General features: G+C 71.4%; 21 protein-coding genes. 10 read left to right on the top strand and 11 right to left on the bottom strand.

What is annotated here, in order from left to right:
* Positions 1–245 precede the first annotated feature (245 nt).
* From ACNTMW_RS10880 to ACNTMW_RS10870, 3 genes are read left to right on the top strand one after another with little or no spacing between them, the layout of a single operon-like run.
* Positions 246–2,768, top strand: coding sequence for a putative bifunctional diguanylate cyclase/phosphodiesterase (locus ACNTMW_RS10880; RefSeq protein ID WP_426633313.1), 2,523 nt, complete (start codon positions 246–248; stop codon positions 2,766–2,768).
* Positions 2,769–2,786: 18 nt separating this feature from the next.
* A complete protein-coding gene (locus ACNTMW_RS10875; RefSeq protein WP_426633312.1) occupies positions 2,787–4,067 on the top strand; it encodes a glycosyltransferase family 87 protein in 1,281 nt (426 codons plus the stop codon).
* Positions 4,064–4,726, top strand: coding sequence for a phosphoribosyltransferase (locus ACNTMW_RS10870; RefSeq protein ID WP_426633311.1), 663 nt, complete (start codon positions 4,064–4,066; stop codon positions 4,724–4,726). The genes ACNTMW_RS10875 and ACNTMW_RS10870 overlap by 4 nt, the downstream gene beginning before the upstream one ends.
* Before the next feature lie 25 nt (positions 4,727–4,751).
* On the opposite strand, the gene dnaB is transcribed toward ACNTMW_RS10870, so the two are convergent.
* Complete coding sequence (gene dnaB / locus ACNTMW_RS10865; RefSeq protein WP_426633310.1) at positions 4,752–6,179, bottom strand: replicative DNA helicase; 1,428 nt, start codon at positions 6,177–6,179, stop codon at positions 4,752–4,754.
* A gap of 393 nt (positions 6,180–6,572) precedes the next feature.
* Here dnaB and ACNTMW_RS10860 point away from each other — a divergent pair, with 393 nt between their 5' ends.
* Positions 6,573–9,173: a hypothetical protein gene (locus ACNTMW_RS10860; RefSeq protein WP_426633309.1), complete on the top strand. Its 2,601-nt coding sequence runs from the start codon at positions 6,573–6,575 to the stop codon at positions 9,171–9,173.
* Positions 9,174–9,280: 107 nt separating this feature from the next.
* Here the strand turns inward: ACNTMW_RS10860 and rplI are convergent, their stop codons facing one another.
* The 5 genes from rplI to ACNTMW_RS10835 form a co-directional block, all read right to left on the bottom strand.
* Positions 9,281–9,733, bottom strand: coding sequence for a 50S ribosomal protein L9 (gene rplI, locus ACNTMW_RS10855; protein WP_426633308.1), 453 nt, complete (start codon positions 9,731–9,733; stop codon positions 9,281–9,283).
* Between the two features lie 13 nt (positions 9,734–9,746).
* The gene (gene rpsR / locus ACNTMW_RS10850) at positions 9,747–9,986 is read right to left on the bottom strand and encodes a 30S ribosomal protein S18 (protein WP_426633307.1); all 240 of its coding nucleotides are present in this window, start codon (positions 9,984–9,986) and stop codon (positions 9,747–9,749) included.
* 22 nt (positions 9,987–10,008) lie between these two features.
* On the bottom strand, positions 10,009–10,521 hold the full coding sequence (locus ACNTMW_RS10845; protein WP_426633306.1) for a single-stranded DNA-binding protein: 513 nt from the start codon (positions 10,519–10,521) through the stop codon (positions 10,009–10,011).
* 96 nt (positions 10,522–10,617) lie between these two features.
* On the bottom strand, positions 10,618–10,908 hold the full coding sequence (gene rpsF / locus ACNTMW_RS10840) for a 30S ribosomal protein S6 (protein ID WP_168113688.1): 291 nt from the start codon (positions 10,906–10,908) through the stop codon (positions 10,618–10,620).
* 281 nt (positions 10,909–11,189) lie between these two features.
* Positions 11,190–12,008: a hypothetical protein gene (locus ACNTMW_RS10835; RefSeq protein ID WP_426633305.1), complete on the bottom strand. Its 819-nt coding sequence runs from the start codon at positions 12,006–12,008 to the stop codon at positions 11,190–11,192.
* Positions 12,009–12,137: 129 nt separating this feature from the next.
* Here ACNTMW_RS10835 and ACNTMW_RS10830 point away from each other — a divergent pair, with 129 nt between their 5' ends.
* Together ACNTMW_RS10830 and ACNTMW_RS10825 are read left to right on the top strand one after the other, a co-directional pair.
* Positions 12,138–12,908 (top strand): deoxyribonuclease IV, encoded by a 771-nt coding sequence (locus ACNTMW_RS10830; RefSeq protein WP_426633304.1) that lies wholly within the window; start codon positions 12,138–12,140, stop codon positions 12,906–12,908.
* Between the two features lie 19 nt (positions 12,909–12,927).
* Complete coding sequence (locus tag ACNTMW_RS10825; RefSeq protein WP_426633303.1) at positions 12,928–14,805, top strand: hypothetical protein; 1,878 nt, start codon at positions 12,928–12,930, stop codon at positions 14,803–14,805.
* Here ACNTMW_RS10825 and ACNTMW_RS10820 read toward each other — a convergent pair.
* The 3 genes from ACNTMW_RS10820 to ACNTMW_RS10810 all read right to left on the bottom strand — a co-directional run bounded on the left by ACNTMW_RS10820 (position 14,787) and on the right by ACNTMW_RS10810 (position 20,178).
* Positions 14,787–16,337 carry a glycosyltransferase family 87 protein gene (locus tag ACNTMW_RS10820; RefSeq protein WP_426633302.1) on the bottom strand — a complete coding sequence of 517 codons (1,551 nt, stop codon included), beginning with the start codon at positions 16,335–16,337 and terminating at the stop codon, positions 14,787–14,789. The two genes, ACNTMW_RS10825 and ACNTMW_RS10820, sit on opposite strands and share 19 nt — an antisense overlap.
* Positions 16,338–16,538: 201 nt before the next feature.
* Positions 16,539–19,448 carry a transglycosylase domain-containing protein gene (locus tag ACNTMW_RS10815; RefSeq protein ID WP_426633301.1) on the bottom strand — a complete coding sequence of 970 codons (2,910 nt, stop codon included), beginning with the start codon at positions 19,446–19,448 and terminating at the stop codon, positions 16,539–16,541.
* 235 nt (positions 19,449–19,683) lie between these two features.
* Positions 19,684–20,178, bottom strand: a complete 495-nt coding sequence (locus ACNTMW_RS10810) for a DUF5318 domain-containing protein (RefSeq protein WP_426633300.1) — start codon at positions 20,176–20,178, stop codon at positions 19,684–19,686.
* Between the two features lie 190 nt (positions 20,179–20,368).
* On the opposite strand from ACNTMW_RS10810, the gene ACNTMW_RS10805 reads away from it, so the two are divergent.
* Together ACNTMW_RS10805 and ACNTMW_RS10800 are read left to right on the top strand one after the other, a co-directional pair.
* Positions 20,369–20,962 carry a PadR family transcriptional regulator gene (locus ACNTMW_RS10805; RefSeq protein WP_426633299.1) on the top strand — a complete coding sequence of 198 codons (594 nt, stop codon included), beginning with the start codon at positions 20,369–20,371 and terminating at the stop codon, positions 20,960–20,962.
* Between the two features lie 23 nt (positions 20,963–20,985).
* On the top strand, positions 20,986–22,065 hold the full coding sequence (locus ACNTMW_RS10800; RefSeq protein WP_426633298.1) for an inositol-3-phosphate synthase: 1,080 nt from the start codon (positions 20,986–20,988) through the stop codon (positions 22,063–22,065).
* A 61-nt stretch (positions 22,066–22,126) separates the two neighbouring features.
* Here ACNTMW_RS10800 and ACNTMW_RS10795 read toward each other — a convergent pair whose 3' ends face one another.
* On the bottom strand, positions 22,127–22,606 hold the full coding sequence (locus tag ACNTMW_RS10795) for a methylated-DNA--[protein]-cysteine S-methyltransferase (protein ID WP_426633297.1): 480 nt from the start codon (positions 22,604–22,606) through the stop codon (positions 22,127–22,129).
* A gap of 153 nt (positions 22,607–22,759) precedes the next feature.
* Between ACNTMW_RS10795 and ACNTMW_RS10790 the strand changes: the two genes are divergently transcribed.
* Entirely contained in the window at positions 22,760–24,139 is a 1,380-nt protein-coding gene (locus tag ACNTMW_RS10790; RefSeq protein WP_426633296.1) for an MFS transporter, read from the top strand.
* A gap of 79 nt (positions 24,140–24,218) precedes the next feature.
* On the top strand, positions 24,219–25,067 hold the full coding sequence (locus ACNTMW_RS10785; protein WP_426633294.1) for a peptidylprolyl isomerase: 849 nt from the start codon (positions 24,219–24,221) through the stop codon (positions 25,065–25,067).
* A 4-nt stretch (positions 25,068–25,071) separates the two neighbouring features.
* On the opposite strand, the gene ACNTMW_RS10780 is transcribed toward ACNTMW_RS10785, so the two are convergent.
* A complete protein-coding gene (locus ACNTMW_RS10780) occupies positions 25,072–26,571 on the bottom strand; it encodes a CCA tRNA nucleotidyltransferase (RefSeq protein WP_426633293.1) in 1,500 nt (499 codons plus the stop codon).
* Between the last annotated feature and the right edge of the window lie 46 nt (positions 26,572–26,617).

Genomic DNA, 26,617 nt, shown 5'->3' with positions numbered 1-26,617 from the left:
ACCAAGGACATCGCCGGGGGTCGCTGGAATGATATCCGGCGACGACACAAGGAGACTACAATGCGTGACAACGGCTGGCAGTGAGTCGAATGACGGTGGTCCCCGCCGCGGGACGCACCGCACGGGACGACCGGGCCGCGATCGGCCAACCTCCACATTGCTGATAGAAGTCGTCTCCGCTCGCTGGGTTGACATCCGTACCCGTTTGAAGGGCACGATGCTCAGACGACGAACGGACGACGCTGATGAGAGCGACGAACAACGATGACGTGACCAACCGGCGCCTCTGGCTGCTCGTTGGTCTCGTTGTCGTGGCCGGGGCGGGCCTGCTCGCCTGGTCGGTCCGCCAGATCGTGCTGGCCCCGGACTCCGGCCACTACCCGTTGGCGCTGCTCGCCCTGAGCGCGGTGGCCAACGCCAGTGGCTTCCGGATCCGGATCCGCGCCACCAACCATCACTTCTCGGTCACATCGGCGGCGGTGCTGGTCGCCGCGGTCCTCGAACCGATGTGGTGGGTGACGGTCTGCGCGGCCGGTGGTGTCCTGATCTACAACCTGATCGGCCGCACCTCGCCCGAGAAGCTCGCTTTCAACGTCGCCAAGGAAGCTCTGTGCGCCGCTGCCGCGTCGGGCGTCACCCTGCTCGTGCTGGGCACGACCCCCGCCCCGTCCCAGGATCTGACGGGCGGGTTCCCCCGGATCATGGTCGCCCTGGCGGTCGCGGCCGTCGTGTACGCCGCCGTCGACGACAGCCTGTTCTTCCCGGTCCTGTCACTGGCCAGCGGTACCCCCCTCCGGCAGCGGATCGGCACCCACCTGGACGTCCGCGTACTGGCCCGGCTCGGCGCCTTCGGCGTGGCCGTCGCGCTGGCCGCCGTCGTCACCGCCGACCAGCGCGTCCTGATGGTCATGCCACCGCTGCTCTGGGCGCTGCACCTGCTCATGGCCGGTCGGGTGCGGGGGCGCGAGGAGCGGGAAGCGTGGCAGCAGCTGGCCCGCGCGACCGACGAACTCAACGGAGTCGAACTCGACGGGGTGCTGGAGACCGCCGTCCACCGCGCGGCCGAACTGTTCTCCGCGAACGAGGCGGAGGTGGAGGGCGACCCATCGTCCCCGATCGGACGGCGCCTGGTCCGCGGCGACGCCGACCGTATCCGGTACGACGGCCCGCCCGAGGCGGCCCCCACCACCAGCGGTCAGGAACTGGTGATCCCGCTGGAGGGCCACGACACGTCCAGCCGGATCGGCGAACTCCGGCTGCGCTTCCAGGGGAAGGTGGAGCTCTCCGAACGCGAGGGGTACACATTCCGCACGTTCGCGGCGGCACTCTGTACCGCCATCCGGAACGCCTCCGCGCACGCCGAGACCCGGCGCCTCGCCGAGAGCCACGCCCGCGCCGCCGCCCAGGACCCCCTCACCGGTCTGGCCAACCGCCGGCGGCTGGAGGAGTACGCGACCGAGGTCCTGGGCGGTCCCGTCCACGGCGTCACCGCCCTGATGCTGCTCGACCTCAACCGGTTCAAAGAGGTCAACGACACCCTCGGCCACCCCGCCGGTGACACCGTGCTCATCGAGGTGGCCCGCCGACTGGAGACCATCGCCACCCCCGGCGACCTCGTCGCCCGCTTCGGCGGCGACGAGTTCGCGATCCTGTTCACCGGCCTGCCCGCGCCCCCGGTCGCGACCCCACGGGCACAGACCGTACTCACGGCGATCGCCACTCCGATGGACCTCGACGGCATGCGGATCAGCGTCGAGGCCAGCGCCGGCATCGCCGTCGCCGACGGCACCGCCGACATCGCCGAACTGCTGCGCCGCGCGGACATCGCGATGTACCAGGCCAAGAAGAGCGGACAGCAGGTGACCCGGTACGCCGCCAACCGCGACACCGCCGACGTCGACTCGCTCGTCCTCGGTGGCGACCTGGCCCGGGCGCTGGCCGAGGAGGAGTTCACGGTGAAGTTCCAGCCGATCGTCGACCTGGGCACCGCCGAGGTGATCGCGGCCGAGGCCCTCGCCCGCTGGAACCATCCCGACCACGGCGACCTCCCACCCGCCAGGTTCCTCGACGCGATCGAGCGCTCGACCCAGCTGGCCACATTCGCCGAGTCCATCCTCCACCAGGCGCTCGCCGCCGCGGTGACCTGGCGCGGCGCCGGCTTCCAGATCCCCGTGGCGGTCAACGTGTCGCCGCGCAGCCTGCTCGACCCCCGCTTCCCCGACACGATCACCGCCAGCCTGGAACGGCACGGCCTGCCCCCGGAGGCGCTGGTCATCGAGGTCACCGAGTCGCTCACGCTCAGCCAGCTCGAGGTGGTCGACGAGGTACTCGGTGCGCTGCGCGAGGCCGGCATCGTGCTCGCCCTCGACGACTTCGGCACCGGGTACTCGTCGCTGTCGACGCTGGCGCGGGTACCCGTACAGGAGTTGAAGATCGACCGGGGCTTCGTGTCGAAGATGGACTCGCCCGCGGAGGCCGCCGTCGTCCGGTCCACCATCGAACTGGGGCGCAGCCTGCAGGTCATGGTCGTCGCCGAGGGCGTGGAGAGCGAGGAGCAGCGGCGCCGGCTGTGGGAGCTGGGCTGCCCGGCCGGGCAGGGGTACCTGTTCGCCCGGGCGATGCCCCTGGACGCCCTGCTCGGCGCCCTGGCCCGCGGCTTCGGCGGCCGTCCCGGTCGGCTGGCCGAGTCACTGCACGAGGCCGGTGAGGTCGTCCGCATCCCGAAGCGGACCCGCAACGGCAGCCAGCGCCTCGACCGCAGCAGCTGATCTGCCAAACTGACCCGCATGGTCGAACCGCTGCGTGGCGTCACGGCCGCCGCGGCCCGTCGGATCACCCGGGCCACGCCGGCCGCCGGGCTCGGCGTCGACCTCGCCCTGTACGGCCTGTCGGCACTCTTCGCGCTGGCCACCGCCGTCGCTTCGACGCTCGCCCCGCACCGCGCCTGGGGTTCGATCGCCGTCGTCGGGTACGCGGCGGCGACCCTGTGCGTCCTCGTCCAACTGCGGTGGCGGCGATCGGGCGTGACCGGCCGGGCCGCCGTGACCGCGCTGGCCTGGGTGGCGACCGCGCTGGTCCCGCTGGTGGTCGAGGCCGCCCGAGGCCAGGAGCAGGAGGAGGTCACCGTCGTCGAGCACGCCGGCCGCCGCCTGCTGGAGACCGGGACGCCGTACCTCGACCGGGCCGCCATCGCCGCCCTGCCGGTCGACGAGCGGCTCCTCGGCTACGTGCCCTACCAGCCCGGCATGGCGTTGTTCGGGCTGCCCCGAGCCGCGGCCGGCGAGGCCTGGTGGACCGACGCCCGGGTGTGGTTCGCGCTCGTCACCGCCGCGGCGCTGGGCTGGGCGCTCGCCGTCCTGGCACCCCGCGCGTCCGGCGCGGCGCTGGTCCGCGCGGCGCAGGCGGCGACGGTCCTGCCGCTGTGCGCGCTCACCCTCGCCGCGGGCGGCGACGACCTGCCGGTACTGGCGCTCTGCCTGCTCGCCCTGGCCTTCGCCGCGGTGGACCGGCCGCTGGCCGCCGGGGTGGCGGTCGGGCTGGCCGGGGCGCTCAAGCTGTTCGCCTGGCCGGTCGCGCTTGTCCTGCTCGCGTTCACCGCCACCCGGGGCCGGCGGGCGGTCACCCGCTGCGCCGTCGGGGCACTCGGACTCCCGGTCGCCGCCGTGCTGCCGGCCCTCGCCGTGGCTCCCGGCGCGGCGGTGGAGAACCTCGTACGCTTCCCGCTCGGCCGGGGGCTGGTCGGCAGCCCGGCCGCGTCGCCCTTCCCGGGACACCTCATCGCGGCCGCCCTGCCCGCCGGCCGGGCCGTCGCGACGGCGCTGCTGGTCGTCGCCGGCCTCGTGATCGGCTGGTGGCTGCTGCGCCGGCCGCCGCGGGACGCCGGGAGCGCCGCGACGATCAGCGCGTACGGGCTGACCGCCGCGATCGCGCTCATGCCGGCGACCCGGTTCGGGTACCTGCTGTACCCGGTCGCGTACCTGGTGTGGGTGCCGGCGCTGCGGCCGGCGCGCGCCGCCGGGGCGGCGGACTCGCCGCCGGTGCTCGCCCGGCGTACACAGGGGGAGTGAGCTTCCCCGACCGCCGGGCGGGCGGTGTCGCCCTGGCCGCGGCGCTGGCCGGGTACGCCGGGCATCCGGACCTCGTCGCCCTCGGGCTGGTACGTGGCGGGGTGCCGGTCGCGGCGGAGGTCTCGCGGCTGCTGGCGGTACCCCTCGACGTCCTGGTCGTGCGGAAGCTCGGCGTGCCGTCGACCCCGGAGGTGGCGTTCGGCGCGCTGGGCCCCGGCGGGGTCTGCGTCCTCAACGACGGCATCGCCGCCGGGCTGTCCCCGGACGCGGTCGAGCGGGTGCTGCGACAGGAGACGGGGGAGCTCTGGCGGCGCGAGCGGTGGTACCGGCTGGGCCGACCGCCGCTGCGGCTGGACGGGCGGATCGCCGTACTGGTCGACGACGGCCTGGCCACCGGTGCGAGCGCCCGGGCGGGAGTGGCGGTCGCCCGACGGCTCGCCGCGCGGCGGGTCGTCGTCGCGGTACCGGTCGGCTCCCCGCTGGCCGTCGGCGAACTGGCGGCCGTCGCCGACGAGGTGGTCTGCCCCGTGCAGCCGCCTGAGTTCACCGCGGTGAGCTGCTGGTACGACGAGTTCGACGAGATCAGCGACGCGGAGGTGGCGGCGCTGCTGGCGGGTGCCCGCCCGGAGTCGGGTCCGCCCGGCCGACCGCCCGGCTGACGCACCGGGCCGGCCGACCGCCCGGCTAGATCGCCATGTCGACGAACCGCGACAGGTGCAGCTGCGCGGCCACGGTGATCGTGTCGGTCGGACCGTTACGGTGCTTGGCGACGATGAAGTCGGCCTCACCGGCCCGCGGCGACTCCTTGTCGTAGTAGTCGTCACGGTGCAGCAGGATGACCACGTCGGCGTCCTGCTCGATCGAGCCGGACTCACGCAGGTCGGACAGCTGCGGGCGCTTGTCGGTGCGCTGCTCCGGCCCACGGTTGAGCTGGCTGACCGCGATCACCGGGGCTTCGACCTCTTTGGCCAGCAGCTTCAGGCCACGCGACAGCTCGGCGACCTCCTGCTGCCGGCTCTCGGTGCGCTTCGGCGAGGTCATCAGCTGGAGATAGTCGACGACGATCAGCTTCAGGTCGTGCTTCTGCTTGAGCCGGCGGGCCTTTGCCCGGATCTCCATCAGGTTCATGTTGGGGGTGTCGTCGACGAAGAACGGCGCGTCGCTGATCTCACCCATGCAGCGGGCCAGCTTGGTCCAGTCGTCGTCGGAGAGCTGGCCCGAGCGCAGGACGTGCAGCGGCACCTTGGCCTCGGCCGAGAGCACCCGCATGACGATCTCGACCTTGCTCATTTCCAGGGAGAAGATGGCGCTCGCCGAGTTCGCCCGAATGGCCGCGTTGCGTGCGAAGTCCATTGATGCTGTTGACTTCCCAAGACCGGGCCTACCCGCAACGATGATCAACTGTCCCGGGTGCAGGCCGTTGAGGAGCCGGTCCAGGTCGGTGAACCCGGTCGGCACCCCGGTCATCACCCCACCCTGCGCGCCGACCGCCTCGATCTCGTCGAGCGTCGGCTGCAGGACCTCGGCGATGGACGCGAAGTCGTCACTGGTCCGACGCTCGGTGATCTCGTAGACGGACTGCTGCGCCAGGTCGACCAGCTCGTCGATGTCGCGACCCTGACCGGCAGCGCTGCCGAAGCCGAGCTGCACGATGCGGGTGCCGGCCTCGATGAGCCGGCGCAGCGTGGCGCGCTCGGCGACGATCTTCGCGTAGTACGAGGAGTTGGCCGCGGTGGGCACGCTGGCGATCAGCGTGTGCAGGTAGGCGGCGCCGCCGACGCGCGCCAGTTCGCCCGCGTCGTGCAGCGCGGCGGCAACGGTGATCGCGTCGGCCGGCTCGCCCCGACCGTAGATGTCGATGATCGCTTCGAAGATCGTCGTGTGGGCGGGCTTGTAGAAGTCGGTCGCCCGGACGATCTCGACAACGTCGGCGATCGCGTCCTTGGACAGCAGCATGCCGCCGAGGGTGCACTGCTCGGCCGCCACGTCCTGAGGTGGCGTGCGATCGAACGGCGCGTCGCCGGCGGGGCGCTCCTCGTCCCAGCGTGATTCGCCGCCGCGCCCGTTGTGTGAGCGTGGTCCAGCCGGCCGCACGTCATCCGAGATCGACATGCTGCGCCTCCGTGTTGTGTTGCTGTCCCGGTGACCCGGGAGTGCCAGGAAACCGCGGGGGTACGACAGTTTCCGGGCGAGACTGAACGACCACCGTAGAAAATCAGGTCGCCCGATCTCAATTCGGGCGGTGGACAGGTCTCGGGACAACTTGTGGACGACGGGCCACGACCGGTGGGCCGACCTGTGGACAGTCTGGGGAAAACTCTGCGGACGAGTGACCTGTACCGCCCTTGAGCTGCGAAGATCCATTCAACAGGTTGTGGACGGCACAAAGTAGGTCACGACACGCCGAAGAGTACGCGGTATCGTCGCCGGTGAACGGATCCACGTCACGGGGATTCCGGCTGCACGGAGATCGCCGCACCGTCACAGAAGGGTCACTGTCCGACTGTGGGCTACCGGGACAAGGGAGACCGACCGCGCGAAGGCCGGTCACGCCGACCGTCGAGCGCCGCCGAGTTCGGCGACGCGACGATCGACCGACCAACCCCGTTGAACGGCGCGCGCGGCCGCGCCGCCCGCGCGATCGAACCTGCCCCCCGCCGGTCCGATCAACCGACCCGCCGTGCCCGTTCCGACACCGCCGGCTGGGCGACCATCACCCCGGCCGACGACCCGCTCGACGACGACGGTCGCGGAGGCCGTCGCTACACCGACACCGAACGCGACACCGACACCGAACGCGACGACGCCCCGGTACGAGGCGGCCGCGGCGATGCCCTGTCCCGGCGCAGCCGGGCGATCACCGACCCGGACGACGAGCCACGTCGTCGACGTAGCCGCTACGCCGACGACGAACCCACGCTGACATCCGGCTCGGCGTCGTGGCGGGACCGGGTGACCGACCCCGACCGGTGGCGGACCGACGAGGAGCCGACCGGGTCCTACTCCACCGGGTCGGCGCGCGGCTACGACCGCCCACGCTGGCGTACCGCCGGCAGCGAACCGCCACGCGCCATCGACAGCGGACCGCAGCGGGCGGCGAACGAGGACCGCCTGCGGTCCCCCCGCGCGATCCAGGAGGACCCACTACGGTCCCCCCGCGCGATCGAGGAGAGCCCGCGCCGGTCCAGGCGGGCCGAGGAGGAGGCGGCCCGACTGGACCGCCAGGGCGGCGCCGAGTCGAGCCGGTTCCGGACGTCCGGCGATGACCCGGGCATCACCGTCGACCCCCTCGGTCTCGGCCCCCTCGACGGGATCACCGGCCTCGGATCGACCAGCGGAGCGGGCACCGCATTCGGGTCCACGATCAGCGGGTCCACGGGATTCGGTGCCACGGGACCCGGCGCCACGGCAGCAGCGGCACCGCTCGGCAGCGGTCGCGTCGACGATCCTGCCCGGCCGCGCCGGCGCGCCGCCGACGACGACCCGCTGGCCCTCCCCGATCCGCTCCGGCGTGCGGACGAGGCCTCCCGGGCCGGCTCCACCGACAGCTGGAACGGCTTCCAACCGCGCTCGCGGGGCTACACAGCCCCGGATCCCCTCGGCACACCGCTGACGTCCGGGAGCGACACCTGGCGCACCGAGCGCCCCGGCTCCACCACACGGGGTGCCGAGCTGAGCCCCTGGCGGGACCGGGACCCGATCGAGGTCGACACCGGCGACATCCTCGGCCGCGGCACCGGCTCCAGCGGTACGTTCGGCTCCGGCACCGGCGGTACGTTCGGCTCCGACACCGGGTACAGCTCCGGAAGTACGTCCGGCTCCACCGCGACGGGCCGGTACGGTCCCCGTGCGATCGGCTCGGGGGAGAGCGGCGGCGCCACCGGCAGGCATGCCGACCCGGACGAGTTGGAGACCTGGCGCACCGAGACCGGCACATGGCGCACCCAGGACACCGCCGAGACCGGGTCGTGGAAGCTCCCACCCGCATCGTCCGGCGACGTCCTGTCGCGCGACGCCGACACCGGCGAGTGGCGAGCGCTGACCACGCCGGAGGTCGGCTCGTGGAGCCGTAGTCGGGGTCAGTGGGTACCCCGCGTCGACGAGACCGGGGAGCAGCCGAGCTTCAGCATCCGCCGCTACGACGACACCGGTGAGATCTCGAAAGACCTGATCCGCGGTGGCGGCGGACGGGTGTTCGACTACGACGACTACTCCACCGCGGGACGGCGAGACGACGACCGGGCCGGGGGATGGCGCGACGACGGCGGCGAACGCCGGTCCGGCCAGCGGCGCGCGACCGGCGACGACGAGACCGACGGGCGGTTCGGCCGCCGGTCGACAGACCGGATCGGTGACGACCGGGCCTACCGGGCCGAGGACCGCGCGCCGGCTACGAGCCGCCGCTCCCGTACGGCACCGTTCTCCGGCATCGACGAGCGCGACGGCTACCGGGGCAGGGGCGACGACCCGGTACGGCGCTCCCGGTCGCGCGACGACGAGCCGCTGGCCGACGACGGACCCCGGTACCGTGCGCCCCGAGGCGGCGGTGCGGGGGCGGGTACCGGCCGGCACGCTCACGGCGGGTACGACGACGAGGACGACCGACGAGCCGCCCCGACCGTCGCCCGGCGGACGCCCGCGTACGCCGGCTCGCGCGGCTCAGGTAGCAGCGTGATCACACCCCGTGCGTCCGCCGCGCGGGCTGAACTGGTCCGCGTCACTCGCCGACCGACCACCGCGGTCGACGCCGACGGCGGTGCGGAGGAGACGGCGTACGGCTACGCCAGTGCCGGGTTCGCCTCGGTCGCCTGGTTCGGCCTGCCGATCGGGGCGTTCCTGCTGTGGGCCGTGCTACTGGGCGGCACGGCGCGGGCCGGCTGCGTCGACTCGGCCGGGCGGCCCTGTCCCGCGCCGCGTGACGCGGCGTTCACCACGTTCGCCGCTCACCTGCCGCAGGTCGGGGTCGCGATCGTGCTCAGTGTCATCGTGGCGCTGTTCATCCGACGGGTGTCGCCGTTGTGGCGGTCCGGGACGGTCGGTTTCGCCGCGTCGGTGGTGGGAGCCGGCGTGGCGACGGTTCTCTTCACGGTCCTCAACAGCGCGTGAGTCCGGCAGTCGCGTGAGTGCGGCAGTAACGTGCGCGGGATGTGCGCAAACGCAAGCGGGACAGGGCGGTACGGAGATCCGTACCGCCCTGTCCCGCTTGTCGCTGGTTACTTCTTCTCCGCCACCACGGTCAGCGTGAACGCCGCCGAGACCTCGGGGTGCAGACGGATCTGCACCTTGTAGTCACCGGTGGACTTGATGTGCCCGGGCAGCTCGAGCCGGCGCTTGTCCAGGTCGGGACCGCCAGCACGCTTGACCGCCGTCGCGACCTCGGCCGGGGTGACCGAGCCGTAGAGCCGGCCGCCATCGCCCGCGCGTACGGGGAGCTTGACCGACAGGTTCTCCAGGCTGGCCTTGACCTCGTTGGCGTGGCCCAGGTCGCGGATCTCGCGAGCCGCGCGGGCCCGCTTGATCACATCGATCTGCTTCTCCGCGCCGCGGGTCCACGCGATCGCGTACCCCTGCGGAAGCAGGTAGTTGCGCCCGTAGCCGCCCTTGACCTCCACGATGTCACCGGGAGCGCCGAGGCCGGACACCTCTTGGGTAAGGATGATCTTCACGTCGGCCCTCCTCTCAGCGGGTCGTGGTCGTGTACGGCAGGAGCGCCATCTCGCGGGCGTTCTTGACCGCACGGGCGATCTGCCGCTGCTGCTGGGCGCTGACGCCCGTCACCCGCCGCGCGCGGATCTTGCCGCGGTCGGAGATGAACTTGCGCAGCAGCGCGGTGTCCTTGTAGTCGATGTAGGCGATGCCCTCCTTGTCGAGAGGGTTCACCTTCTTCTTTGGCTTGCGCAGTGCCGCAGCCTTCGCCATTGCTCTTACTCCAGATGCCTAGCTAGAACGGGGGCTCGTCGTCGAAGGAGGAGCCCGATCCGCCGCCGGCCGGCGCGGCGCTGGCCCACGGGTCGTCGGCGTAGCCGCCGCCACCACCGCCGCCCTGGCGACCACCGCCACCACCGCCGAAGCCGCCACCACCGGAGCTGCGCGACATCTTCTGCACCTTCGCCGTGGCGTACCGCAGCGACGGGCCGATCTCGTCGACTTCCAACTCCATGACGGTGCGCTTCTCGCCTTCACGCGTCTCGTACGACCGCTGACGCAGGCGTCCGGTGACGATCACCCGGGCGCCGCGCTGCAGCGACTCGGCGACGTTCTCGGCCGCCTGCCGCCAGATGTTGCACGACAGGAAGAGCGGCTCGCCGTCCTTCCACTCGCCAGACGCCCGGTCAAGCGTGCGCGGGGTCGAGGCGATGCGGAACTTGGCCACCGCCGCACCCGACGGGGTGAAGCGGAGTTCGGGGTCGTCGGTCAGGTTGCCGACGACCGTGATGGTCGTTTCTCCTGCCATGGGTCGCTCCTCGCGCGCATTCGGCTGTTCGGCACCAGACTGTCACGCAGGTGTGACAGTCTGGCCCGGAGCGGGATCGGACTCGCCGGAGATGTCCTAGCGGACTTCCGGCCGGATGACCTTGGTACGCAGCACGGACTCGTTGAGTCGCAGCTGACGGTCCAGCTCGGCCACCGCCTGCGGCTCAGCCTGCAGGTCGATGACGGCGTAGATACCCTCGGTCTTCTTGTTGATCTCGTACGCGAGGCGCCGGCGGCCCCACACGTCGAGCTTCTCCACCGAGCCACCCGACGTCCGGATCACGTTCAGGTACGTGTCGAGCGACGGGGCGACGGTGCGCTCCTCGAGACTGCCGTCGAGGATCACCATGATCTCGTAATGACGCATGACGTGCTCACCTCCTCTGGTCTGGCGGCCACGGTCCTTCCGTGGCAGGAGGTCGTGCGTCCGTCCTTTCGGCACTGTGGGCCGAAGAACCGGTCAAGGATAGCGGCTCGGCCCACCAGGAGTGGAACCGGGCCGCCATCGACGGCGATCGGCCGGCGATGTCGCCGGCCGATCGCCGAGGAGAAACCGCGGGGCACCGCGTCCACATTCATAGGGTGGGACCTGGGGAGGAACGACCACACCAGCGAGAAGAACGGGCACCCCGCGGGGCTAAATGTACCTTACGCGTATCGCGCTTGGTTTGTACGTTTTGAGATGATAGCTCGTGTTACCGCCACCGTCACGCCTATCACGCAGATGGCGGCGAACAGCGCCAGTGGGCCGGAGGCGCTGTCACCCGTGGCACCGGAGGCCGTGACGACGGGCTGGACGGCCACCGAGTTCCCGTCGCCGCCCGGGCCGGGGGACACCCCACCGGTGGCGGGCCGGGCCTCGGTCGACGGGCCGGTCGTGGGCGACGGGGTCGTGGTCGGCGCCCCGACCGGTCCAGGCCCGGCGGTGGCCGTACCCCTCGCCGCCCGCGCCGGGGACGCGACCGGCCGCCCCGTGGCGCCGCCGCGCGTCGGCACCGGCGCGCCACCGGTGACCCCGACCGTCGGGCCGGTGGTGGGCGGGGGCGTCGTGCTCGGTGCCGGCGTCGCCGCGCGGGCTGCGGTCACGGACACCGAAACCGGCGAGAACCGCTCCATGACACCGGCCCCGCAGGCGAACGTCATCGACACCGACACGGGCCCATGGTGGAAAACCACCGGCGCGGCCTGGTTGGCGCCGACCCGTACCACGGGCCGCCCGTCCACCCGGAGCATCGCGGGCTGGCCCAGGCGGTTGATGAACACGACCCGCGACTCGGCCGGTACGGCCAGTCGGGCCACGCTCGGCTCCGACCTGCACACCACCAGGCCCAGCACGCTGCCGCCGGTGAAGTCGACCCGCTGCCCCTCCGCGGCATACGCGGCGGAGGCCACCAGAACCGGGCCGGCGACCAGGGCCGCGACCACGGCCGCGCCGGCGGTCCTCCGGTGTCCAGACAGGATCGGCATCCACATCCTCCGGTGCGCACCGGAGGCCGGTGCGGGCTCATACCTTCGTCCTGGTCATCGGACTAACGACGCGAATGGTGCATCGGTGACGCGTATGTCTATGTCGGCGGCCCGTCGTAGGCTCGCCACATGCGTATCGGGGCACACCTCGACTCCACCGACCCGCTCGCCGCCGCCACCGAGCGGTCGGCCGACGTCGTGCAGTTCTTCCTCTCCGACCCGCAGGGCTGGGCCTCGCCCGAGCCCCGCGCAGACGCCGCCGTGCTGCGTGACAGCGACGTCGACGTCTTCATCCACGCGCCGTACGTCATCAACGTGGCGACGCTCAACAACCGCATCCGGATCCCGAGCCGCAAGCTCCTGGTGACTCACGCCAAGGCCGCGGCCGAGGTCGGCGCGCGGGGGCTCATCGTGCACGGCGGCCACGTCAACAAGGGCGACGACGTCACGAAAGGCTTCGACAACTGGCGGAAGACCTTCGCGTACGCGGCGGAGTCCGGTGGTTTCGCCACCCGGATCCTGATCGAGAACACCGCCGGCGGTGACAATGCCTGTGCCCGGCGCTTCGACGCGCTCGCCCGGCTGTGGGACGCGATCGGCGAGTACGAGGTCGGATTCTGTCTGGACACCTGCCACGCCCACGCCGGGGGTGAGGACCTGCTCGGCATCGTGGACCGGGTGAAGGCGATCACCGGACGGATCGATCTCGTCCACGCCAACGACTCCCGTGACGCATTCGATTCGGGACGGGACAGACACACCAACCTCGGACAGGGCACCATCGATCCCGACCTTCTCGTCGCGGTGGTCCGCGCTGCCGGTTGCCCGGTCGTCGTGGAGACTCCCGGTGGTGCGGAGGGACAGTCGGCGGACATCGCCTTCCTACGCGGACGGCTCTAAAGACTCTCTAAGGCGGCCCATGAGCAGCGATCGGGACCGGGGGGAGACGGCGCGCGGCGCCGCTCCCGGTGGAAGCGGTACGGACACGGACACGGACACAGATCCGACATCGGCCGATCCCGCGAACACGCCGGGCCCGGCCGACGCCAACCCGTGGGAGGCCTTCGCGCCGGCGTCCGCCGCCGCACCGGGCCGACTGCGCCGCCGGGCCGGGCGACTGGGCCGGGCGCTCACCCACGAGTGGACCGTCGCCAGCGTCGTCGGTGTCCTGCTCTCGGTGGCCATGACCTGGCCGGCGGCACTGCACCCGGCGGATACGCTCCCCGCTGACCTGGGCGACCCGACGCTGGTCTCCTGGGTGCTGTCCTGGTCGGGTCACGCCCTCACGCATGATCCGAGCCAGCTGTGGCACACCAACGCGTTCTTCCCGAACCGGTACAGCTTCGCGTTCACCGACATGATGCTGGGCTACCTTCCGGCCAACCTGATCGGCACCGGCTGGGTGGCGGCCGTCGTCCGGTACAACGTACTGTTCGTCTTCGCGTTCGCGCTGGCATCGGTCGGGGCGTACGCCCTGGTCCGGCAGCTCGGAGCCAGCCGCGTCGCCGCCGCGGTCGCCGGGGTCGCGTACGCGTACGCGCCGTGGCGCTACAGCCAGGCCGGTCACCTGCACATCATGTCCAGCGGCGGGATCGTCCTGGCGCTGGCGATGCTGGCCCGCGGTCACGGGCTGTCGCTGCGCCACGGTTACCGGCGCGACCGGGTCCGGCCGGGCTGGGTCGTCGCCGGCTGGCTGGTGGCGAGCTGGCAGATCTCGATCGGGTTCGGTATCGGCATCCCGTTCGGGTACGTGCTGGCCGGCTGCGTCCTCACCGGCCTGGCCACCTTCGCCCTGCGGCGGTGGCGGGTGCCGGGCCGGGTGGTGCTCCTCGACCTGGCCGGCGGCCTCGTGTTCCTGGCCGTCACCGCGGTCACGGCGTACCCGTTCCTGCGGGTGCTCCAGACCTATCCGAAGGTGCAGCGCACCGAGGCCGACCTGGCGCTGTTCTCGCCCCCGCTGCGCGGCCTGCTCGTCGCCCCGGCGGACTCGGCGGTATGGGGCACGGCGCACACCGCGGTCCGCGAGAGCCTGCCGTTCCCACCCGAGATGACACTTCTACCCGGGTTCGCCCTGATCGGACTGGCGTTGACCGGCCTGTTCGTGTCGGCCTGGTCGATGCGCGCCCGGGTGCTCCTCACCGCCGGCGTCGTGGTGACCCTGGCCTGTGCGCTCGGCACGAACGGCCCGTTCCACGGCCAACTGGGCTACCTCGCGCTCTACCACCTGCCCGGCTTCAACGCCCTGCGCACGCCGGGACGCATGATCGCGTGGAGCACCCTGCTGCTCGGCATCCTCGCGGCCGGCGCGCTCACCGGGTTCGCCCGGCACGCTGCCGAAGCACGGGGCAACCGGGTCCCCGGCCGACCAGAGGCGCTGCTGCGGGTCGCCATGCTGATCCCGCTGGCGCTCGTGGTCGCCGAGGGCGTCAACAGGACGCCGCACCCGGTGGTGCCCGCGCCACCGGCGGGCTTCGGCCAGTTGCGCGGACCGATGCTGATCCTGCCGGACGACGGGATCGCTGACGAGCTGTACATGCTGTGGAGCACGTCGGGTTTCCCGACGATGGTCAACGGGGTCAGTGGGTACGCTCCACCGCGCCAGGCCGAGCTGCGCGCCGCGGGGGACCGGTTCCCGGACGCCGACAGCGTGGAGCAGCTCCGTGCCGCCGGCGTGCGCACCGTGGTGGTCCTCCGCACCCAGTCCGGCGCCCCGGCCCGGCTGGCCGCCGACACGGACGCGCTCGGTATCACCCGGGAGGACCGCGGCGACATGATCGTCTACACGCTCACCCCGTAGTCGCCGGTGCGCCCGGGAGCGTGCGCACGCTCCCGGGCGCGGCGTAGCCACTCGGCGTCCGGGGCACCGTCGAACGCCCCGCCGTCCGGGTCGTCGGGGTACGTGCGGCGCACGACGTCCTCCTGCGGTCGCAGGATGTCACGCACCACGAAGCCGATCAGCACGCCGACGGTGACCAGGCGCAGGGTGGAGGCCAGCACGAAGACCCACTCCGGGAAGACCCCGCGACCGGAGGCGTTCATCAGTTCACCGTAGAAGGCGACGAAGTACCCGACCTCGGCGATCTGCCAGGCGAGGAAGGCACCCCAGCGGGGGCGGGCGAGGATCGCCAGCGGCAGCAGCCACAGCACGTACTGCTGCGACCACACCTTGCCGGTGACGAGGAACGCGGCCACGATCAGGAACCCCAACTGGGCCAGGCGGGGCCGGCGCGGAGCGGCCAACGCGAGGGCGAGGATGCCGCCGCAGGCGAGCGCGAACAGCAGCAGGTACAGCATGTTCAGCGCGCCGTGGCCGACCTCGTGGTCGAGCGACTGGAACGGGGCCAGCCCGTACCGGCCGCCGCCGAGCGGGAAGTGCTCGCCGATGTACCAGAGGGTGCCCCAGTCGACGCCCCGGGTGCTGTTGAGCCGGAAGAACTCCCGCCACGAATCGGGGTAGAGCAACGCCACGGGCGCGTTCACCGCGACCCAGGTGACCATCGCCGTGCTGAGGGTGGTGAGGAACTCCCGCACCCGGCCGGTGCGGATGGCGAGCGCCAGCAGCGCGCCGGCCAGCAGCAGCGGGTAGAACTTCGCCGCGGTCGCGAGGCCGAGCATGAGCCCGGCCAGCGCCGGTCGCCGGCGGGCCCAGAAGTACAGGAAGAAGGCGGCCAGCGCGACGGCGAGCAGATCCCAGTTGACCGTGGCGGAGACGAACAGCGCCGGTGACAGGGCGAACATCGCCGCGTCCCAGGGCCGACGCCGGCGCAGCGCCAGGATCATGGCGACGGTGGCGATCCCGAGCGCGCCGAGTACGAGCGCGTTGAGGTCGTAGAAGCGCTGGGCCTGGTTGATCCCCGGGTTGTCGGCGGAGAGCGCGTGCACCGGCAGGCCGAGCACCCCCATGAAGGCGCCGGTGAGTACGGGGTACTCGACAGCATGGCCGGCGTAGGGGACCTTGCCGTCGGCCAGGCCCTCGGCGTAGTACAGCGCGAGCACGTCGGTGTAGCAGAAGTGCTTGTACTGCGGCAGGTCCGTGCCCCACGCCCCGTCCCGGCAGGGGGACTTCTGCACCCAGTGCAGCGACAGCATGAGGCAGGTGAGGGCCAGGACGATACGGACCGGCGTCCAGAAGCGGCTGCCGGTGGCCGACCGGGGTGGCCGGACGGCGTGCTCACCGAGCGGCCCGCCGATCGCCTCGGACAGTCCCCGGACGAGCGGGTCGGACCGGGCCGGCTCGTCGAAGGCCCGTTCCTCCCGCCCGCTGCCGTCGGGTCCGGTCCGGTCCTCGGCCGGGCGGGGGTCCGGCTGCGCCACCGTGTTCGCGCTCATGCTTGGCATCCTGCCCGATCCGGGCGCTCTTGTGGCAGGCCGCCACCGTACCCAACTGGCTGCCGGGCGGCAGAAGGGCCGAAAACAGCGCCGAAGAGGAGGCCGGACTCAGGCCGTGGGCGGCGGGCGGCCCGGAAAGAGCCCGGAAAGAGCACGGCCCCCGAACGGCGGATGCCGTCGGGGGCCGTGTCGTCTCGTGGGTCAGGGCCGCCTGGTGGGCAGGACCGCGGGCGAGTCCGCGACGGGAGACCCGCCGCCCTGGCCACCGTTGCCGTTGCCGTTTCCGTTGCCGCCGTTGCGACCACCCGCCTGGCCACCGGGCTGGGTCGGCTGCCCCGGCTGGTTGTTCTGGTTGTTCTGGTTGTTCTGGCCGCCGCCCGGGCAGAAGATCGGGATCGGGCAGTTCTGGTTGCCGGGCTGGCCGGCGTTGGGGTCGTTGTTCGCGGGCGCCGTCGGCGGCTGCGCGTTACCGAGGCTGTCGTCGCCGACGTCCTTGGCCGACGGGAAGGTGGTCTTCGGCATGCCGGCCGTCGCGGCGTCCATGTACGGCTTCCAGATCTTGCCGGGGCCGGTCGACCCGAACATCGGCGACTTGCCCTTGTTGAGCGTCACCGGACTGCTGTCGCCCTTGGTGGCGCCCATCCAGACCGCGGTCGCCAGTCCGTAGAACTTCTTGGAAAGGTCCGGGGCGATGTACCCCACCATCCACGCGTTCGAGTTCTGATCGCTCTTGGCCTGACCGGGAACCTCCGCCTGCCAGGTACCGGTCTTGGCGGCGGCCTGCCGGTTACCGGCGAGGGCGTTCCCCTTACCGGTACCGGTCTGGAGCACCTTGACCAGCGCGGACGTCGCCGCGTCGGCCATTTCCTTGGTGAAGCCCGGGATCTGGGTCGGCTTGAACGACTCCGAGTAGATGAGGTCGCCGGCCTTCTCGACCTTCGCCACGAAGTGCACCTGGGCGCGGGCGCCCCGGGCCGCCAGGGTGGCGACACCGTTGGCATGGTCGAGCACCGTGACGGGGTACTGGCCGATGCCGACCTCGGGGCTCAGGGACGGCTTCTTGACCGCCAGTTCGAAGCGCTGCTTGTCCGCCGGAAGCTCGGTGTTCCACATGTACCGGATCCCGGCGGCCTGCGCGAAGTCGACGACCTTCTCGGGCTTGATCTGGCTGGCCAGCGCGTAGAAGGGGACGTTGAGCGACTCGACGGTGGCCTCGGCCAGGGTGCAGTGCTTGTCGCCGCCGGCACACGCCGTGTTGCCCTCGGCGTTCACGACCGGCTTCTCACGGCCGGGGAACTTCGTGCCCGAGGTGCCGTCCCAGTACGTGTTGAGGGAGTAACCCTCCTTCAGCGCCGCCCCCAGCGTGTAGATCTTGAACGACGAGGCCGGCACGTGTCGGCCGAAGCCCTGGAGCCGGTCGCGGTCGCAGTTCGGCTCGTCCTTGGGGCAGGGCGGGGTGAGGACCGAGTCGCGCCAGACGCCGGCGAGGTCGGGCTGGCCCCCGCTCGGGCCGCCGTAGTAGGCCTTGACCCGCCCGCTGAACGGCTCCACCGAGACGATCGCCGCGCCGACCTTGTTCTCCTGGCCGTCGACGGGGGGTGCCTTCGCGGTGGCGAGCGGCGAGTCCTTGGCCTCGCCGCTACCGTACTGTTCGGCCGCCTTCTGCATGTTCGGGTCGATCGTCGTGACGATGCGGTAGCCACCGGTCCTGAGGTCGGAGAACAGGTTGTTCCCCTTCACGTCCTTGAGGTGGGTCAGCTCGTCGACGACGTTGTGCAGGACGTTGCCCGTCGGCTTGTCCAGCCCCCATTCCGGCGCGAGCGCCGGGTCGGTGGGGTCGTACGGCTTGATCTCCGGGTACTTCAGCGTCGCCGCCTGGTCCGCCGGCAGGAACTTCATCTTGACCATGTTCAGCTTGACGTAGTTGTTGAACCGGTCGTTCGCCGGACCGGGGCTGACCGACCCGTCGTAGAGGCTGAGCTGGCCGGGACCACCCGCCGGGTCCTTGATCATCGCGGCGAGGGCCATCCCCTCGGCGACGGTCAGTTCCTTGGCGTGCTTGCCGAAGTAGGACTGGGCCGCCGCCTCGATGCCGTACGTGTTGCGCCCGAACGGGACGGTGTTGAGGTAGGCGACGAGGATCTGGTCCTTGGAGTACTTCTTGTTGAGCTTCATGGCCAGCACGGCCTCCCGCAACTTCCGGGAGTACGTGATGCCCTTGAGGTCGGCGATCTGCCGGGCGTACTGCTGGGTGATCGTCGAGGCGCCCTGGCGCTGGCCACCGGTGAAGTTGTTCCAGGCGGCGCGCAGGATGCCGGTGTACGAGATGCCCTCGTCGGTGTAGAAGTCCTTGTTCTCCGTGGCGACCACGGCGTGCTTGACGTGATCGGGGATCTGTTCGCTCGTGACGATCGTGCGGTTCTCGTCGCCGAACTTGGCCATCTGGGTCTTGTTGTCGGCGTAGTAGACCGTCGTCGCCTGGGCCCGCTGCGGGAGGTCGCTCGGCAGGTCGACGTTGTCGTAGAAGTACGTACCCGCGACGACCGTGCCACCCGAGATCATGATCAGCAGAGCGAACGAGCCGAGGATCCAGTTGCGGCGGCGGGCCCGTTTCGCCCGCGCCGCGGCGGCGGAGGACGGGCCCTTGGGCGGCCGGCCACTGGAGCCACGATTCTCGATCACGTCGCCGCCCAACTGCCGGGCGGCGTCGTCGGGCGACGCGACGCCCATGCCGGCACGGCCGACGCTGGCCCGTCCGGCCGCACCTGTCTGGACGGGCACCCGGGCCCGCCCGGCGCCACCGTCGGCGCCCGGTGCGCCGGCACGGCCGACCGAGGCGCGACCGACCTTGGCGCTGCCGACCGAGGCGCTGCCGCTGGCGCCGCCGACCGACGCGCCGCCGACCGACGCGCTGCCGACCGAGGCGCTGCCGCTGGCGCCGCCGACCGACGCGCGCCCGCCGACCCGGGCGCGGCCGGCGGGCGTGCCGGTACCGCCCGTCGCGGGTGCGTCACCAGAGGAGATCCCGCCAGCGGAGGCACCGAAGTTTCCGGACGAGCCCGGAACTTGGGCCCGTCCCCGCTGGGGGCGACTCGGGTCACCGTCGTTCATGCGTCCCACCTTGCCGGTTGTGATGCTGAGACCACTGCCATCATCAGAATGCCGTGAGCTGCGACACCCATCGGTGAAGCGACACGCGCCCGTACGTACGGCGTTGCGCGCACGTATCGGGATCGGTCATCGCCGAAAGGGCCAAAAATAGATAAGGTGCGATTTATCGGACCTACGGTGCGGGCTTCGCCCCGACGCGGCCCATTGGGCCGACGATCGGCGTGGCGAGCTCGGATCACTCGCCGCTCCCCGGTCGGAGCCGGGTCCGCGGACCGGCGCCCGTACGCGCCGGTGGTCGCGCGGAGCCGGCCCCGCCGGCCGGCGCGTTGGCGCCCACCGCGTCGGCCGCCCCGGTCGATGCCTCGATCCCGTCCCTACCGAGCAGGTACTGCTCGACGAGGTGGTTCCACCCACAGCCGCGGCACACCTCCACCACGTACACCTGGAACTCACGGAACGTCATCGCCAGGACGGGAAGTTCCGCTTTGCGGCGGGCCTGCCCGGCGGACTGCTTGAGCTCGTCACCGTAGATGTAGTGGACGTGGGTGAGATTCTCGCGACGGCAGACGGGACAGCGGTCCTCGGTCGGCTCGCCATGGAACTTAGCTGCGCTTTTGAGGTAGGGAGAGGCGTCGCACACCTCGTTCGCACCGACCCGCCCGGAGTACACCTCACGCAGCAGGGACCGTCGCCGGAGCGAGTAGTCGACGACCTGGCGCTGCGTACGCATGCGCCCGAGGGTACGCGGTCACGCAAAGAACGGCGACCACGGTCACCGATAGTCACCAGTGAGCGACGCGACATTCAAGATCCCGCTCTCCGGGTTGCGATCGATGGGCACGGCGCCTAACGTGCGATGTATCGGCCCGATACATCGAGACGATGTCGGCACGGGGGACAGGTCGTGAGGGGAGGCGACGGTGCTCGAGTTCGCGATCCTCGGTCTCCTGCACGAGTCGCCCATGCACGGATACGAGCTGCGCAAGCAGCTCACCACCAAGCTCGGAACGTTCCGGGCGGCGATCAGCTACGGCTCGCTGTACCCGACCCTGCGTCGGTTACAGGCCGCCGGCTGGATCACCGAGGAGTCGGCGGCACCCGCCGCGGACGCACCGCTACTGACCAACCGGCGTAGCCGGGTGGTCTACAAGATCACAGCAGAGGGCAAGGAGCGCTTCCAGGAGCTGCTCGGCAACTCGGGTCCGGAGACCTTCGACGACCCAGGGTTCGGCGTGCACTTCGCGTTCTTCGCCCGCACCGACCAGGCGACCCGGCTACGGATCCTCGAAGGACGCCGCCGCCGGGTCGAGGAACGCCGCGAAGGTCTGCGAGATGTCCTCTCGCGTGCGGCGGAGCGCCTCGACGCGTACACCCTGGAGCTGCAACGGCACGGCCTCGACGCCTGCGAGCGTGAGGTCCGCTGGCTGGAGGAGCTCATCGCGCACGAACGGTCTGGTCGACCACCCCAGGTAACTATCCCTTCGAACCCGCCTCCGGACCTCCCGGAGCGATAGCCAGAAGTGAGGAGGCACTCGCGATGGGCTCCGTCCGCGTTGCCATCGTCGGTGTCGGTAACTGCGCCTCGTCCCTGGTCCAGGGCGTGGAGTACTACCGCCATGCCGACCCCGGAGATCGTGTCCCGGGTCTTATGCACGTCACGTTCGGCGACTACCACGTCTCCGACATCGAGTTCGTGGCCGCGTTCGACGTGGACGCGAAGAAGGTCGGGCGCGACCTGGCCGAGGCGATCGTCGCCAGCGAGAACAACACCATCAAGCTCTGCGACGTACCGCCCACGGGCGTGACGGTCCTGCGCGGACCGACCTACGACGGTATGGGGCAGTACTACCGGGAAATGATCGAGGAGTCCGACGAGTCGCCGGTCGACGTGGTCGCCGCGCTGCGCGAGGCCCGGGTCGACGTCGTCGTCAGCTACCTGCCGGTCGGCTCGGAAGAGGCGGACAAGTTCTACGCCCAGGCCGCGATCGACGCGGGCTGCGCGTTCGTCAACGCGCTGCCGGTGTTCATCGCCTCGGACCCGGTGTGGGCCAAGAAGTTCTCCGACGCCGGTCTGCCGATCGTCGGTGACGACATCAAGAGCCAGGTCGGCGCGACGATCGTGCACCGGGCCCTGGCCAAGCTGTTCGAGGACCGCGGGGTCGAGCTGCTGCGCACGTACCAGCTCAACTTCGGCGGCAACATGGACTTCATGAACATGCTCGAGCGCAACCGCCTGGTCTCGAAGAAGATCTCGAAGACCCAGTCGGTCACCTCGCAGATCCCGCACGAGATGGAGAAGGCCTCCGTCCACATCGGTCCGTCCGACCACGTGCCGTGGCTCGACGACCGCAAGTGGGCCTACATCCGCCTGGAGGGCAAGGCCTTCGGTGACGTGCCGCTGAACGCCGAGCTCAAGCTCGAGGTGTGGGACTCGCCCAACTCGGCCGGTGTCATCATCGACGCGGTGCGCGCCGCGAAGATCGCCAAGGACCGGGGTATCGGCGGTCCGGTGCTGTCGGCGTCGAGCTACTTCATGAAGTCGCCGCCGGTGCAGTACAGCGACCACGACGCGCACGAGTCCGTGGAGAAGTTCATCCGCGGCGAGGTCGAGCGCTGACCTTGGATTCACGTGAAACGGCGGCGGGTCGACCCGCCGCCGTTTCGCTGTTCCCGGGCGGTCAGGACAGGCAGAAGTCGCGCTCCACCCGTACCCGCGCCTCCAGCTCCAGCAGGATCCGCTTGCGGGACACACCCCCACCGAAGCCGACCAGCTTGCCGCCGGCACCCACCACCCGGTGACACGGGAGCAGGACCGGCAGGCGGTTGCGGTTGCAGGCGACCCCCACCGCACGCGCCGCCGCCGGGTCACCGACCGTGGCGGCGATCTGGCCGTAAGTACGCATCTCGCCGTACGGGATCTCGGCCAGCGCGGCCCACACCGCCCGCTCGAACTCGGAGCCGCCGACATCGGCCAGTGGCAGGTCGAACGCCGTCCGCCGGCCGGCGAAGTACTCCTCCAGCTGCGCCGCGGCCGTCACGAGCAGGGGGTCGTCGGTGGTCGGGCCGTCGTACCGCCCGAACCGCACCGCACAGACGGCCGCGCCGTCCGAGGCGACCGACAGATCACCCACCGGCGTCGACAGCACTCTCCAGCGCACCCGTTCAGTGTGCACGCGTGTACCGCCGGGCGGCACCCCGGTACCCGGTGGGCTGCCGGCCGCACGGTGTCCACCGACCGGGTACCTCGTCCACCACCCGGACACCTGTGGCGTCGGCGCAGTCCCCGCGGGACCGCCGCCACGTACGCTCGAATGGTGCCAGTCACCGCCAGCCGCGCGCTCGACACCGCGTCGAGCGCGCGGAACCTGCGTGCCGTCCTCTCTTCCCGCGGCTTCCGCCGGCTGCTGGGGGTACGGCTGATCAGTCAGGTCTCCGACGGCTGGTTCCAGGCCGGCCTGGCCGGCAGCGTGCTGTTCAACCCGGAGAAGCGCACCAGCCCGCTGGAGATCGCGATCGGGTTCGCGGTGCTGCTGCTGCCGTACTCGCTCATCGGCCCGTACGTCGGGGTCTTCCTCGACCGGTGGAGCCGGCGCTCGATCATCGTGGTCGCCAACCTTATCCGGGCGCTCCTGGTGGTGCCCTCGGTGGCGTTCATCTGGTACGGGACCGAGAACGCGGCGTTCGTCGGGCTCGCGCTGCTCATCATAGGGTTGAACCGGTTCTTCCTGGCCGGCCTGTCGGCGGCGGTTCCCCATGTCGTCGAGGACCGCCGCCTGGTCACCGCGAACGCACTGAGCGGCACGCTCGGCTCGATCTGCTTCTCGCTCGGCCTGGGCAGCTCGGTCGTCCTGGTGAAGACTGCCCTGTCGGCTACGCTGCACGGGTACGCGCTGCTGGCCGCACTGGCACCGCTCGGGTACGCAGCGTCGGCGCTGCTGGCCCGCTGGTCGTTCCGCTGCGACGAGCTGGGGCCGGACGCGCGGGCGCGCCGCCACGACACGCTCGGCGCCGCCGCGGTGTCCGTCGCCCGCGGCATGGTCGCCGGGCTACGCCACCTTGCCGGCCGACGGGGCGCCGCGTACGCGCTCCTCGCGCAGTCGGCGTTCCGGGCGCTGTACGGGGTGCTGGCGCTGGCGGTCCTGCTGCTGTACCGGGAGTACTTCCACCAGTCACGCGACCTGAGCGGGTCCATCACCGGACTGGGGTTGGTGTTCGTCGCCGGTGGGCTGGGCGTCCTGATCGCCGCCTTCCTGACGCCGCCGGTCACCCGGCGGATCGGTGGGTGGCGCTGGATCGCCTGGCTGCTCGCGGGCACCGCGGTGACGGTCGTGGCGTTCGGCCTGCCGTTCAACCCGAACCTTCTGGTCGCGGCGGTCCTGTTCACCAACATCGCGGCCCAGGGCATCAAGATCGTGGTTGACACCGCACTGCAGCACGAGTGCGACGACACCTACCGGGGCCGGGTCTTCAGCGTCAACGACACGGCGTTCAACCTCTGCTTCGTCGTCGGTCTGTTCGTCGCCGCGCTCACGCTCCCGCCGGACGGGCACTCCACCGCCGCCCTCGTGAGCGTCGGCGTGGGGTACGCGCTGGTCTCCGCCTGGTACGTGGTGGCCGGCGGGCGCTGGGCCCGCCGGGCCGGTGACGACATCGCCGACACGCGGGCGGTAACCGCCGGGAGCGGTGCCTGAACTCGGCCGTGCTCCGACCACCGGTACGCCATCGCCGATTCTTAAGACCGATAAGTCGGATTTGAGTACCCTTTGCTCCATGCAGCGCTCGTCACGGAACCGCCGTAGCTCGTCGCCCCGCACGTCCCGCTGGGTCGTCGCCTTCTTCGTCGCCGTCGTCGTCGGAGTCGGCGGGGCCGGCGCGGCCGTACTGGTCCGCCACCGGAGCCTCACCGCCCAGGCGGCCACACCCGACCAGGCGGCGAAGCCGAGCGCCCGCGCGACCACCGCCCCGGCATCCGGCGGCGACGGCACCAAGCCCGCCGCGAAGAGCAGCGCCACGGCGAGCCACCGCCCCTCCGCGACGCCCAGCCCGACCGGGCCCGCCCGGTGCCAGTACCTGGCGACCTCCGACGGGCCGGGTGGCCAGCGGCGCCCCGGCACCCCGGACCCCCGCCCGACCCTGTCCGGTCATCCCCACGTCACGCTGACCACCAACCAGGGCGCGATCGGGATCGACCTCGCCGCCGACGCCGCCCTCTGCACGGTCAACTCGTTCCTGTCGCTGGCCCGCGGCGGGTTCTTCGCCGGCACCGACTGCCACCGGCTGACCACCGACTCCCTGTACGTGCTCCAGTGCGGTGACCCGAGCGGCACCGGCCAGGGCGGCCCGGGCTACCGGTTCGGCGACGAGAACCTGCCCACCGGGAGCCGGCCGGCCTACCCGCGCGGCACGCTCGCCATGGCCAACGCTGGTCCGGCCACCAACGGCAGCCAGTTCTTCCTGGTGTACAAGGACAGCGAGATCGACCCGAACTACAGCGTCTTCGGTCGGGTCACGTCCGGGCTGGACGTCCTGGACCGGATCGCGGCGGCCGGTACCGACAACGCCAACGGGCCCGGCGACGGCCGCCCCCGCATGGAGGTGACGATCAGCCGGGTCGGCTGACGCCCTACCGGGCCGGCGGGGTGACGCTCCGCTCCGCCGCCCAGCGCAGCAACTCGGCCACGGCCTCGTCGTGGTCGAGCGGGCCCCGCTCCAGCCTCAACTCCTTGAGGTGGCGCCACGCCTGGCCGACCAGCGGACCGGGTGGAAGGCCGAGCAGTTCCATGATCGCGTTTCCGTCCAGGTCCGGGCGTACCTTCGCCAGGTCCTCCTCGGCCCGCAGCCGCTCGATGCGCTCCTCCAGCGCGTCGTAGTCGGCGGCCAGCGCCGCCGCCTTGCGCCGGTTGCGGGTCGTGCAGTCGCTGCGGGTCAGCTTGTGCAGCCGGGGCAGCAGGTCACCGGCGTCCGTGACGTAGCGGCGCACCGCCGAGTCGGTCCACTCGCCGCGCCCGTACCCGTAGAAGCGCAGGTGCAGCGCGATCAGTTCGGTGACGGCGGCCGTCACGTCCTTGGGGTAGCGCAGCGCCTTCATCCGCTGCCTGGTCAGCCGGGCGCCGACCACCTCGTGGTGGTGGAAGCTCACCCGCCCGTCCAGCCCCACCGACTTGGTGGCCGGCTTGCCCACGTCGTGCATGAGGGCGGCCATCCGCAGGACGAAGTCCGGGCCGCCCTCCTCCAGGCTCATGGCGTTGCTGACGACGGTCAGGGTGTGCTCGTACACGTCCTTGTGCTGGGCGTGTTCGTCGATCTCCAGCCGCAGCCCGGACAGCTCCGGCAGGAACTGGTCGGCGAGACCGGTCTCGACCAGCAGCCGCAGCCCGGTGATCGGGTCGGCGCCGCACAGCAGCTTGGTGAACTCGTCCCGGATCCGCTCGGCGGTGATCCGGGCGAGGTCCGGCGCCATCGTCGTCATCGCGGCCAACACGTCGGGCGCGACGGTGAACCGCAGCTGCGACGCGAACCGGGCGGCCCGCAGCATGCGCAACGGGTCGTCGGCGAAGGACTCCTGCGGGGTGCCGGGAGTGCGTAGCGTCTTCGCCGCGAGGTCGGCCAGCCCACCGTACGGGTCGGTGAACCGGTGGTCCGGCACCGACACCGCCATCGCGTTGACCGCGAAGTCCCGCCGCTTCAGATCGTCGAGCAGATCCGTGCCGTACCGCACGATCGGGTTGCGGCTGACCCGGTCGTACGCCTCGGCCCGGAACGTGGTGATCTCCAGCCGGAGTCCCCGCCGGGCCGCGCCGACCGTGCCGAACTCGATCCCGGTCGTCCAGACCGCCTCCGCCCAGCCCTGAAGCAGCCGCTGGGTCTCCTCGGGGTGGGCACTGGTGGCGAAGTCGAGGTCGTCACCGAGGCGGCCGAGCAGCGCGTCCCGTACCGAACCGCCGACGAGGTGCAGTTCGTGACCGGCGTCGGCGAAGCGCCGGCCCAGCTCGTCGGCGACGGGCGAGACGCGCATCAGCTCGGCGACGGCCCGGCGCTGGGCCTCGGTCAGTTCGCGGGTCGGCGAAGGGCCGCGATCGGCACCGGTCGTGGCGCCCGTACGGGCGGAGGACGTGTTCGACATGGGATGGCAAGCCTATCGGGCAGCGCGCCAACCGTATCGCGATATC

The organism is Planosporangium spinosum (assembly GCF_049999945.1).
GTDB classification, from domain to species: domain Bacteria; phylum Actinomycetota; class Actinomycetes; order Mycobacteriales; family Micromonosporaceae; genus Planosporangium; species Planosporangium spinosum.
The sequence above is the reverse complement of the archived record's forward strand: the minus strand, read 5'-3'. Positions and strand labels throughout refer to the sequence as shown.

What these genes read in the sequence shown, in the direction of transcription:
- ACNTMW_RS10845 (WP_426633306.1), bottom strand. Translation starts at nt 10,521, where the DNA reads ATGGCAGGAGAAACGACCATCACGGTCGTCGGCAACCTGACCGACGAC.
- rpsR (WP_426633307.1), bottom strand. Translation starts at nt 9,986, where the DNA reads ATGGCGAAGGCTGCGGCACTGCGCAAGCCAAAGAAGAAGGTGAACCCT.
- ACNTMW_RS10810 (WP_426633300.1), bottom strand. Translation starts at nt 20,178, where the DNA reads ATGCGTACGCAGCGCCAGGTCGTCGACTACTCGCTCCGGCGACGGTCC.
- ACNTMW_RS10790 (WP_426633296.1), top strand. Translation starts at nt 22,760, where the DNA reads ATGGTGCCAGTCACCGCCAGCCGCGCGCTCGACACCGCGTCGAGCGCG.
- ACNTMW_RS10830 (WP_426633304.1), top strand. Translation starts at nt 12,138, where the DNA reads ATGCGTATCGGGGCACACCTCGACTCCACCGACCCGCTCGCCGCCGCC.
- ACNTMW_RS10875 (WP_426633312.1), top strand. Translation starts at nt 2,787, where the DNA reads ATGGTCGAACCGCTGCGTGGCGTCACGGCCGCCGCGGCCCGTCGGATC.
- ACNTMW_RS10880 (WP_426633313.1), top strand. Translation starts at nt 246, where the DNA reads ATGAGAGCGACGAACAACGATGACGTGACCAACCGGCGCCTCTGGCTG.
- ACNTMW_RS10820 (WP_426633302.1), bottom strand. Translation starts at nt 16,337, where the DNA reads ATGAGCGCGAACACGGTGGCGCAGCCGGACCCCCGCCCGGCCGAGGAC.
- ACNTMW_RS10815 (WP_426633301.1), bottom strand. Translation starts at nt 19,448, where the DNA reads ATGAACGACGGTGACCCGAGTCGCCCCCAGCGGGGACGGGCCCAAGTT.
- ACNTMW_RS10825 (WP_426633303.1), top strand. Translation starts at nt 12,928, where the DNA reads ATGAGCAGCGATCGGGACCGGGGGGAGACGGCGCGCGGCGCCGCTCCC.
- dnaB (WP_426633310.1), bottom strand. Translation starts at nt 6,179, where the DNA reads ATGTCGATCTCGGATGACGTGCGGCCGGCTGGACCACGCTCACACAAC.
- rpsF (WP_168113688.1), bottom strand. Translation starts at nt 10,908, where the DNA reads ATGCGTCATTACGAGATCATGGTGATCCTCGACGGCAGTCTCGAGGAG.
- ACNTMW_RS10780 (WP_426633293.1), bottom strand. Translation starts at nt 26,571, where the DNA reads ATGTCGAACACGTCCTCCGCCCGTACGGGCGCCACGACCGGTGCCGAT.
- ACNTMW_RS10835 (WP_426633305.1), bottom strand. Translation starts at nt 12,008, where the DNA reads ATGCCGATCCTGTCTGGACACCGGAGGACCGCCGGCGCGGCCGTGGTC.
- ACNTMW_RS10785 (WP_426633294.1), top strand. Translation starts at nt 24,219, where the DNA reads ATGCAGCGCTCGTCACGGAACCGCCGTAGCTCGTCGCCCCGCACGTCC.
- ACNTMW_RS10800 (WP_426633298.1), top strand. Translation starts at nt 20,986, where the DNA reads ATGGGCTCCGTCCGCGTTGCCATCGTCGGTGTCGGTAACTGCGCCTCG.